The following is a 9,637-nucleotide window of genomic DNA, read 5'->3' on the forward strand; positions in this document are numbered from 1 at the left end:
CCCTTGAGAGGTACATGAGCGTTAGGTTTCCTGACGATAAACCAAATAACAAGAAACTTGCGGCAAAACCAATAATCCCTATTAAAATAATCGGCCGTCTGCCGATACGGTCGGACAAGCTTCCCCAAAATGGTGATAAGAAAAAGGAAACTGCAGAATAAACAGCAAGCATCCAACCTGTATGGAGTTCCGCTTTGCTCGGATCTGCGGCTTGAATAATTTCTGGCATAACCGGGATGATAATGCCGAACCCTATAAATGTTGTCATTAAAGTAGCCATTACAATTAGCATTCGTTTATCTTTCATAATACAACCCCTCCACCAACCTATGTTACCATATCCATTTATCACACATGTATGAACAATTGAAGAACAAATTGAAAATGATGCTCCTATCTCAAAAATGAAGCTTGCATTCCCCCCTGTATTTGCTATACTCAACTTTGTTTGTAAACTTTAAAGAAAGGCAGGGATGAAAGCGATGGATCACAATAAAACCCCGCTCTTCACCGCGCTTCGTAAGCATGCGGAGCAGGATCCCGTTCAGTTTCATATTCCCGGACATAAAAAGGGATTAGGCAGCGATTCCGAATTTCGCGAATTTATCGGCGATAACGCGTTGTCGATCGATTTAATCAATATAGCACCGCTTGATGACCTGCATCAGCCAACCGGCGTTATTGAGGAAGCGCAGAAGCTAGCTGCTGACGCTTTCGGAGCAGACTATACTTATTTCTCTGTACAAGGAACAAGCGGCGCAATTATGACGATGATTTTGACCGTATGTGCCCCGGGGGACAAAATTATCGTGCCTCGTAATGTTCACAAATCCATTATGGCCGCCATTATTTTTGCAGGTGCCAGACCAGTTTTCATCTCGCCAGCCCGTGACAATAACCTAGGTATTGATCATGGCATAACGACCCGCTCCGTCCGTAAAGCGCTTGAGCGCCATCCGGATGCAAAGGCCGTGCTTGTCATCAACCCTACCTATTTCGGTATTTGCGCCAATCTTAAGGAGATCGTTGATCTCGTTCATAGCTTTGATATCCCTGTACTCGTGGATGAAGCACATGGCGTACTCATTCATTTCCATGAGAAGCTGCCAATGTCAGCGATGCAAGCAGGCGCGGATATGGCTGCGACAAGTGTTCATAAGCTCGGCGGTTCTATGACGCAAAGCTCGGTTCTTAATGTGCGCAAAGGAAGAGTTAACCCGCATCGTATTCAAACCGTTATCAGCATGCTTACCACAACGTCGACCTCGTATATTTTGTTAGGCTCGCTTGATACGTCTAGACGAAACCTTGCTTTGAACGGACATGCAATCGCTGAGCGCGCGATTGAGCTTGCTCAATCCGCACGCAAACAAATCAATGAAATCCCAGGTCTATATTGCTTCGGAGAAGAAATTCTCGGCGATGAGGCTACTTATGATTTCGATCCAACTAAAGTTTCCGTTCATGTTCGCCACCTTGGCATCACAGGATATGAAACGGAGAACTGGCTGCGCGACAACTATAATGTGGAAATTGAAATGAGCGATATGTATAACATTCTTTGCTTAGTTACGCCTGGAGATACCTCTGATTCCGTGTCTAAATTGTTAACTGCCCTGCGTGGATTGTCTGAACATTTCCATGAAGGCGCTGAAGCACGTGAATTAGTGGTCAAAATTCCAGATATTCCACAGCTGTCCTTAACGCCTCGTGATGCGTTTTACGGTGAGACAGAAGTTCTTCCGTTCAAAGAATCAGCTGGCCGAATCATTGCTGAATTCATTTATGTATACCCGCCAGGCATCCCGATTCTGCTGCCAGGCGAAGTCATTACCCAAAAAAATATCGATTATATCGTGGATCATGTCCAAGTCGGATTGCCTGTCAAGGGGCCGGAAGATCGCAGCATCGAGTTCGTTAAAGTAATCGTTGAAGAAACAGCCATTTCATAATAAATAATAAAACCGATCTTCAGGAATCTTATAGAAATCCTGAGGTCGGTTTTTTCYAATTATTTTTACGGAATACCACTTATTGTCAACCTATTTCGAGCATGCTATGATGTTGGCAGAGGTGAGATGCGATGAGTCAAAGCGCTTATATCAAATTTGTGCAAGGATCATCCGTGGAGAAACTGACGCTGCAAGAAATTAAGAACGAGCTTATAGGTTACCGGGAGCAAACAAGCCTTACCGGCTCGCAATTGGATTGGGACTATGCCGAAGCCGCATTTCCTTATACGATCGAATCGAAGGATGATGATCGTTGGTTTTATTTAAAGGGTATTAACCACCTTTATAAACATATCATCTTTGGACCCGGCGAAACGGCAAGCGCAGCAGGCCAAAACGTCCCTTGCGTTCAAGTCGTGTTACCAGAGGAAGCTACGCACGGAGACAAATCGAAAGCAAATGAACTATGCAAATATATAGCTAAGCAGTTGAAGGCAGAGCTGACAATGTTTAATGGAAGAACGATTTATTTTAATCCACGCAAATAAGTTAATAAAAAAAACGATCCGCAAGCGAAACTCGCAGATCGTTTTTTTAGTACTTGATCGTTTAAAGCTTAAGAGAACTAGTTCTCTTCGCTTTCCGTACGAGCAATTTCTTCATAAATCGCTGTTACGCGATCCCATTCCGCATCATCTTCGATGCCAACTAGGAAGGACTCATCGTTTTCTTCTTCAATACGGAAGATAACGCCGTCTGCTTCTGGATCGTTGCGATCCAGCAATACAGCGTAAACTTGGCTTTCGGATTCAAACGTATAAACCATGACCATTTCACGTTCCTGGCCCTCGTCGTCAGTCACGATAAAGACATGCTCTTCATGCTCGTGGTCTTCACCACAGCCGCAATCATCGCCATGCTGATGTTCGCTCATGTTATTACCCCATTTCAATAATGTTTACAGACTATCGTATATTAACATGACACTCTATCAACGGTCAAACGAAAACGCCCCTATGAAGAAAAGGAGCGCCTTAGGTAGACCATTTGATGACTACAAAGAAGAAATTAGTTTTTCTGAAACAACAGTCCACTCATCTGAGCCCTTAAGCTTAAGGTAAAAACGAATCGGATATTTCCCGCTAGATTCGAATTTATATGAGATATCTTCTGTAGCGAACCAGAAATTATCTTTTGATGTTTTGACACTTTCCGTTTGAATCACTTTCTCTTTACCATTCGGATCGAAAATGGAAACCTTGACGGCTACAATATCCGTCATCAAGTTATCGATCTGGGCAAACACTTTAAACTTCGCTTGATAGCCTTTTGCTACGTTTCCGAATACGGCATTATTTTGGAACAGAAACATATGCACGTTAGGCTTATAAACGGTCGCTTTTTTCGTTTGATTGTCCCATTCCACAATGGCCTGCATAGATGTGGCTAATTGACGAAGCGGCAAATAAGTTTTGCCATCGGTCATTATTCCACCGTCATCCTGATCATCTCCGTTAATGAGAACGCGAACCTTCTGTATAGCTGAGTCTGCGAACATCATCGATCCACCCCATAGAGATAGCAGCAGAAGCAGAATAACGATTTTTCTGATTTTCATAGTTGTAAGCCCTCCATCCGATAGCCTGGATGAAAGGTTATACTCGTCAACCCGAGCAAAGTTGCGCGTTTTATGAAACATTTTTAATCCCATACTACAACTTAACCATTATTGTCAAATGCTGTTGAAACCTGCGCTTGCCTGGGAAATATTAAAGTGGAAATAATAATTACCCATACGTTCTTGTTAAAATGCAAGGAACACCTTTGCCGACTGTACCAGGATTTTTCATTCTTGCAAGGTATGCCATCCCTCTTGTACACGGTGTTTTACATACTGCACAGGTATCCGAAAGTACAAGTTTATAATTATACTGTTTCCGATCGCTTGCCGGCTGTTTCTTCTTTACAACTTTGCCTTTTCCTTTGCTCATCACTTGTTCGCCTCCACTGTACGTATCGCTTTAGCATTGTATGTAGACACGGGCGAATGTGCATCTTTATTTGTCAGATATATTTTAAATTTGGTACATTAAACAATATAGAAAGCTGAGGAGGTGTGATTCATGAAAATAAAAATGATTGGGACAGGCAGTGCCTTTGCCAAAAAATACGATAATAATAACGCTATTATTGAAGTGAATGGCTTCCGATTGCTCGTAGACTGCGGAATCACTTTACCGAAGGCTTTACATCAACAAGGACTGGCCTTCTCTGACCTGGATGCTGTTCTCATCAGTCACATTCATGGGGACCATGTAGGTGGATTAGAAGAATACGCCTTTCAAATGATGTTTAAATATAATCGAAAGCCTGTCCTATACATAGCAGAGTCGTTAGTTGAACCGCTTTGGGAGCAAACGCTTCGCGGAGGTTTAACGCAGGATCCTTTAACCAAGCTTGAGGATTTTTTCGAGGTCCATCCGATTCAGCCAAATAACGAATTTGAAATTCATCCTGGTTTGACTGTTATGCTGTTGCAAACGAAGCATATTCCTAATAAGCCAAGCTATTCCTTTATTTTTAACAACAGCTTCTTCTACTCTGCCGACATGCGATTTGATCCAGAGCTGCTTCAGCAATTAGTTGATGATGGCGTAACGACTATTTACCATGATTGCCAGCTTGAAGCGCCAGCTGTTGTTCACGCAAGCCTGGAGGAGCTTCTAAGCCTTCCTGAATCTATTCAAAGTAAAATATGGCTTATGCATTACGGAGACACCATAGAGCAATATGAAGGTTTAACCGGCCATATGCGAATTGTTAGGCAGCATGAAAGCTATGAGATCAACTAAATACAAAAAAGGCGCCGACATCTAAGAAGTGCGGCGCCTTTTTATTAATGTAGTTAACATTTCATTTAGAACATTGGAAGCTGATCCAAATTGTTTGTTGGATCTCCATCTGCGTCGCCTCGGATATAGATGTCGCCATCTTTTCCTTTAAAGGCATTTACCCCTGCAATATGACCTGCTTGTACCTCTTGAAGTGCCGTTGCATAGTCAAGCACTCGGCCGCTATTCGTTTTGAATGCGGTAAGATCACCGTCTCCATCCTTTTGTACAGCAACAATTTGCTCCCTAGTATCTTGTCCGCCAACCTCGTGACTCATCTTTGTTAGCCCCTCTCAACTGATAAGAATGTACAGCCAATTACTATCATGCCTTGCGTGTGCAATAATTATGCACCATCGCTTACAAAAAAAATCCAGCGCTATCGCATGAGGAGCGAACGCTGGATTTTTGTTTTTATTTTCTTTTGATTGCGTCAGCTGGAATTTTCCTTCGCCAAACAAACTGCTCGTCATGCGACAAGGAATCATGTATTGCGAAATTTGCTACAGAACCAATAACAATGCCGATAATTCCAAACATCCCCAATAGCCAAATGGCTAAATAGGCATACTCTGCTGCCAACAGCAACCGCCTCCTGCGCGCTTTCTATCATCGTATGCTGTTAATCGTGCCTTTAGTATTGTTTAAATTAAATCCACAATTAGGTCGCATGAAATAGCTTTAAGCAGCATATCAGAGCAGTTCTAGCGGGCAACGATTTATTGTAAAGAAGTTGATCGTTTTTGCCGATAATGGAGTAAGGAGGTGTATTATGGATATAGCAGCAGCATCAATTGCGATGAATCAGAACAGCTTAGCACTTGCAGCGAGCATCCGTGTCATGTCTTTAGCAAAGGAACAAGCTACGCAGCAAGCGCAGGATATGGTTCAAATGATGAAACAAGCACAACCTCATTTAGGCCAAAGCATCGATATACAAGTTTAAACTGAACCCCCAAAGGCATAAATCGCTACTTGGGGGTTTTCCATCTTGAAACTGTTTCAAATGAAACTGATTGGTTTAGTTAATCTAATACGAAGGCCTGCTTCTTTGAGATTGTTCAGAAAACTAACATTATCCTAATCTCATTGTTAAAAAATTCTAACAACCTTCGTTTATCCTTAATTTAACAAATGAAAAGTTGGAGGGATTATGATGAACATTTGCTTTTATCAACAAAGAATTGAAGAAGTACGAGCTGAAATGGTCGAGATATTTGGCGCGTGCAATAATTTTACAGATCAAGCTGTTCTCAAAATTAGCCAAGAACTGGATTTTCTCTTAAATCAATATTCCGGATGTTTAGCCAATCATTCAAATTAGCCCTTTCGCATGAAGAGGTTTTCTTATATTGCATGGAAGAATATGAAATTACGTTTCGGAGGTCTGATTGTGGAGATAAAATAAAAAGGACCCTTGCTATGCAAGGGTTCTGAACGTGTTCCTACCTAATCAAAATTTTGCAGCACACTCCTCTTCACCTCATAAGGCTCACGATCCTAACTGCCACAACACTATTCGATTTCCCTGTTTTGATTTCCCTCCTGCTTCCTCTAATTAACTACTTTACCTTACCATGCTCGGCGCAGCTCTTTCTTAAAAGAATGGAACAATCAACTGCCGCGATTAAAGTTAGCTTTTTCGGGATAAAAAAACACCCACAATACTGGGTGCTTGTTTCTACTATTTTAAAACGATTTGAGCTTTTTCCCCATCATCTTCAAGCTTAATTACAAGACTTTCATTGGAACTAGCTACCGAGTCTGGAACTTCGATTACAACAAAACCTTTTTTGCTCGCTAATGGTTTAATACTATTTTGACTCAAATCTCCATCGATCATAGTTACAGTGTAATCATATTCATACTCGCCTTTAAAAATAGCTTTCATTCGAATACCATTTATCATTGCAGTAAAATCATTTGCCTCTTTACCATTATTGGTAACATTATAATTTAATACGATAAATTTATTGCCTTCATCAGCGCTTGAGGAAAACATATCACTACTCACTTTTTGATTAAACTCAAATGATTCAAGGGTAATTTCCCAAGTGCCTAATTTGAATTTATCACCTGGCTTGAAGGATGCTTCTTTCGGTTCCTCCGTAGGCGGAGTTTCTGTTTCTTTGGGTGTTTCAGTAGCCTCAGTTTCCTTGCTATCCACCGTGCTTGCTTGATTGTTATTCGAAGATTTGGCTGCATTATTTGTTTGTGATCCCCCGCATGCTGATAAAACAAGCAATATGAGTGCGAGTAATGTAAAGACTTGAACTTTTTTCATCAAACTTTCCCCCTTCAACAATTTTCTACATATTACCACAAATTCTAAGGGTTGTCTTAGAAATATTTGTAATACTACGTCAATTCTTTTTCAAGTAATTGATACCTATAATAGATTTCTAAAAAATACTTTTAATAATTGCTCTATTTAATATCCATAAAATGGTAATTGTTGAAGTTTCTCATTTGCTATATCAAGCACCTATTTACTGCCTGAGTGTTTTGAACTAATCGTTTCGAAATGGTATAGTAAGTTTATTGCTCCCAGGTTGACTTTTCAGCGAATTGTCAATTACAGAGAAAGCGAATTCTTAGCATAGAGACGCGGCAGCACCTGCCTTTTTCGTCGAATATCTCAAAAGGAGGATAACAGCCCATGCAGGTTGAAAACTGTGTACCGTCTGGCATTCAACCCAAAGACACTGGCTTCGGCTACACATTGTCTGTTATTGGCGGCAAATATAAAATGACCATACTGTACTGGCTCTCCGAAAACAAGGTCATGCGGTTTAATGAGCTGCAACGGAAAATCGGCACTATATCCTTTAAAACATTAAGCGTGATGTTAAAAGAGTTGGAGACAGACGGCATTGTCAGCCGCGAGGAATTCCCACAAATCCCTCCCAAAGTTGAGTATTCCTTGACCGAGTTGGGGCAAACGATTATTCCGGTACTGGATATCATGTGCCAATGGGGAGAAAAAAACGGCATACCAGCCGCGCAGGCGGCGACAATTCCGCTTTCGATGTAAATGCGCACGAAGAAAAGAGGTTGTCCCAAAAGCTATGAAAATGGCTCTGTGACACCTCTTTTCAATTTTCAAGAGACTKTCAACTAATAAATATAACCTTTAGCGACTTTTAACAGCTCCCGCTGGTATCCCTCGATCAATTTGTTCGTGTAGATGAGCTTGCGCAGCTCCAGCAGATAGGCAAAGATGGTCGAGAGCTCCTCTCGATTTCTGTCCCCACGACTTCACTAGTAACAGGCTTTACGTTCCCCATTCTTCCACAAATCGATCCAGTTCCGCCACGCAGACAAGAAGGATGTCTTGGCCCCATTAGGAGCTTGCCAAAAAACCATTTGAATCGGTAAAGTATTCATCCCGTGTCCAATATTCAAGTATTGACTCTCATACAAACATGAGATATATTTATTTCGTAGCTTATTAAAATAATTAAAATAACTATTTAAAAATAATAAAGGAGAATTATAAAAACATATTCGCAGGACCACAAAATAATTTAACACAACGGAGAATGGACATGGTTTTTCTTATTTTAATTTATTTGGCCTTTATCAGCCTTGGATTGCCCGACTCCCTGCTTGGTTCATCCTGGCCCATCATGAATACGGATTTGGGTGTTCCCATCGGAAATGCGGGAATTGCATCCAGTATTATTTCCATAGGCACCATTATTTCAAGCTTGCTCTCATACAAGTTGATTCGGGTCATTGGTACAGGCAAGGTAACGATTATCAGTGTCGCCATGACTGCCGCTGCACTACTTGGTTTTTCGCTTTCGCCTTCCTTCATTTGGTTATTGGCTTTTGCGATTCCGCTTGGTCTTGGGGGCGGAGCCGTTGATGCCGGACTGAATAGGTTTGTGGCCGAGCATTATGAAGCCAAACATATGAACTGGCTGCACGGTTTTTGGGGTGTTGGAGCTATGCTAGGCCCTATTTTGTTGTCTACGCTCGTATTGTGGGGAAATACGTGGAGAAGCGGATATTTTACTATATCGATGGTACAGTTTTCATTAGTTATGTTACTGCTGTTTTCTCTTCCAATGTGGAGGAAATTTGAAGGCCCGTCAACGAAGCCGGCTAACGAAGATCTGCAATCCAAAGAGAAGCCAGGACTGCTCGCTTCGCTGAAAACAAAAGGTGCTATCTTTGGGATGTTTTCGTTCTTTCTGGTTTCTTCAACGGAAGCTTCCATGATGCTATGGGGATCAAGTTATTTGGTGAAAAACGAAAGCATTTCGCCTGAAAGCGCTGCAGGTTGGGTATCCTTATTTTTCTTGGGAATCACGGCCGGACGGATGTTAAGCGGCTTTATCTCTATTAAGTTGAGCAATGAGGCGCTGATTCGCCTTGGAACCTTTCTTATGATTTTCGGATTTTTTATCATGCTGTTGCCGCTTCCGACGATTTTCACATTAATCTCATTCATTATTGTTGGGACAGGGCTTGCGCCGATCTATCCATCCATGCTGCATCAAACGCCCATTTATTTTGGGCAGCATAACGCACAGGCGGCTATGGGCATGCAAATGGCATTTGCCTATACCGGTACTACGTTGGTTGCACCATTGCTTGGACAACTTTTTGCGCACGTCTCCTTCTCCTTAATGCCTTATGTTCTTCTCACCTGCGGCGTCGGATTGCTGACTTGTAGGGAAATGCTAACGCGGGCGTATAAAAGCAAAGCTGGCGTTCACAAAAGCACTTCTTTGGAGAGCTAAGCTAAGTGTTTGAAGTAGCAGGCCGAATGCTCCAGCTTTAAAT

The 9,637-nt window shown here is 41.9% G+C and carries 14 protein-coding genes and 1 pseudogene; 7 read left to right on the plus strand and 8 right to left on the minus strand.

Annotation, left to right across the window (positions count from 1 at the left end):
• Positions 1–307 (minus strand): MFS transporter (locus AC1DSE_RS23060; protein ID WP_477528247.1); only part of this gene is annotated, 307 nt, incomplete at its 3' end.
• A 175-nt stretch (positions 308–482) separates the two neighbouring features.
• Here AC1DSE_RS23060 and AC1DSE_RS23065 point away from each other — a divergent pair.
• The gene (locus AC1DSE_RS23065; RefSeq protein ID WP_477510121.1) at positions 483–1,952 is read left to right on the plus strand and encodes an aminotransferase class I/II-fold pyridoxal phosphate-dependent enzyme; all 1,470 of its coding nucleotides are present in this window, start codon (positions 483–485) and stop codon (positions 1,950–1,952) included.
• Positions 1,953–2,083: 131 nt separating this feature from the next.
• Positions 2,084–2,500, plus strand: a complete 417-nt coding sequence (locus tag AC1DSE_RS23070) for a DUF1885 family protein (protein WP_076268208.1) — start codon at positions 2,084–2,086, stop codon at positions 2,498–2,500.
• A gap of 77 nt (positions 2,501–2,577) precedes the next feature.
• Here the strand turns inward: AC1DSE_RS23070 and AC1DSE_RS23075 are convergent, their stop codons facing one another.
• The 3 genes from AC1DSE_RS23075 to AC1DSE_RS23085 all read right to left on the minus strand — a co-directional run bounded on the left by AC1DSE_RS23075 (position 2,578) and on the right by AC1DSE_RS23085 (position 3,943).
• Positions 2,578–2,886, minus strand: coding sequence for a DUF1292 domain-containing protein (locus tag AC1DSE_RS23075; protein WP_076268207.1), 309 nt, complete (start codon positions 2,884–2,886; stop codon positions 2,578–2,580).
• A gap of 120 nt (positions 2,887–3,006) precedes the next feature.
• Complete coding sequence (locus tag AC1DSE_RS23080) at positions 3,007–3,570, minus strand: stalk domain-containing protein (protein WP_076268206.1); 564 nt, start codon at positions 3,568–3,570, stop codon at positions 3,007–3,009.
• Between the two features lie 169 nt (positions 3,571–3,739).
• Positions 3,740–3,943 carry a hypothetical protein gene (locus tag AC1DSE_RS23085; RefSeq protein ID WP_076268205.1) on the minus strand — a complete coding sequence of 68 codons (204 nt, stop codon included), beginning with the start codon at positions 3,941–3,943 and terminating at the stop codon, positions 3,740–3,742.
• A gap of 132 nt (positions 3,944–4,075) precedes the next feature.
• Here AC1DSE_RS23085 and AC1DSE_RS23090 point away from each other — a divergent pair, with 132 nt between their 5' ends.
• On the plus strand, positions 4,076–4,804 hold the full coding sequence (locus tag AC1DSE_RS23090) for an MBL fold metallo-hydrolase (RefSeq protein WP_477510120.1): 729 nt from the start codon (positions 4,076–4,078) through the stop codon (positions 4,802–4,804).
• A gap of 65 nt (positions 4,805–4,869) precedes the next feature.
• On the opposite strand, the gene AC1DSE_RS23095 is transcribed toward AC1DSE_RS23090, so the two are convergent.
• Positions 4,870–5,121 (minus strand): DUF3892 domain-containing protein, encoded by a 252-nt coding sequence (locus AC1DSE_RS23095; RefSeq protein ID WP_076268203.1) that lies wholly within the window; start codon positions 5,119–5,121, stop codon positions 4,870–4,872.
• 136 nt (positions 5,122–5,257) lie between these two features.
• Positions 5,258–5,425: a hypothetical protein gene (locus tag AC1DSE_RS23100; protein WP_441883064.1), complete on the minus strand. Its 168-nt coding sequence runs from the start codon at positions 5,423–5,425 to the stop codon at positions 5,258–5,260.
• A 190-nt stretch (positions 5,426–5,615) separates the two neighbouring features.
• Between AC1DSE_RS23100 and AC1DSE_RS23105 the strand changes: the two genes are divergently transcribed.
• Together AC1DSE_RS23105 and AC1DSE_RS23110 are read left to right on the plus strand one after the other, a co-directional pair.
• Positions 5,616–5,789, plus strand: coding sequence for a YjfB family protein (locus AC1DSE_RS23105; protein WP_076268202.1), 174 nt, complete (start codon positions 5,616–5,618; stop codon positions 5,787–5,789).
• Between the two features lie 210 nt (positions 5,790–5,999).
• Positions 6,000–6,167, plus strand: coding sequence for an aspartyl-phosphate phosphatase Spo0E family protein (locus AC1DSE_RS23110; RefSeq protein WP_477528248.1), 168 nt, complete (start codon positions 6,000–6,002; stop codon positions 6,165–6,167).
• A 360-nt stretch (positions 6,168–6,527) separates the two neighbouring features.
• Here the strand turns inward: AC1DSE_RS23110 and AC1DSE_RS23115 are convergent, their stop codons facing one another.
• Positions 6,528–7,127 (minus strand): DUF4352 domain-containing protein, encoded by a 600-nt coding sequence (locus AC1DSE_RS23115; RefSeq protein ID WP_477510119.1) that lies wholly within the window; start codon positions 7,125–7,127, stop codon positions 6,528–6,530.
• A gap of 375 nt (positions 7,128–7,502) precedes the next feature.
• On the opposite strand from AC1DSE_RS23115, the gene AC1DSE_RS23120 reads away from it, so the two are divergent.
• Complete coding sequence (locus AC1DSE_RS23120; protein ID WP_477510118.1) at positions 7,503–7,877, plus strand: winged helix-turn-helix transcriptional regulator; 375 nt, start codon at positions 7,503–7,505, stop codon at positions 7,875–7,877.
• A 95-nt stretch (positions 7,878–7,972) separates the two neighbouring features.
• Here AC1DSE_RS23120 and AC1DSE_RS23125 read toward each other — a convergent pair.
• A pseudogene (locus AC1DSE_RS23125) lies at positions 7,973–8,156 on the minus strand (IS256 family transposase); the annotation flags it as partial.
• Positions 8,157–8,391: 235 nt separating this feature from the next.
• Here AC1DSE_RS23125 and AC1DSE_RS23130 point away from each other — a divergent pair.
• Positions 8,392–9,594 (plus strand): MFS transporter, encoded by a 1,203-nt coding sequence (locus AC1DSE_RS23130; RefSeq protein ID WP_477510117.1) that lies wholly within the window; start codon positions 8,392–8,394, stop codon positions 9,592–9,594.
• The last annotated feature ends 43 nt before the right edge of the window (positions 9,595–9,637 follow it).

The sequence above is a fragment of the Paenibacillus sp. 01L418 genome (assembly GCF_056400045.1).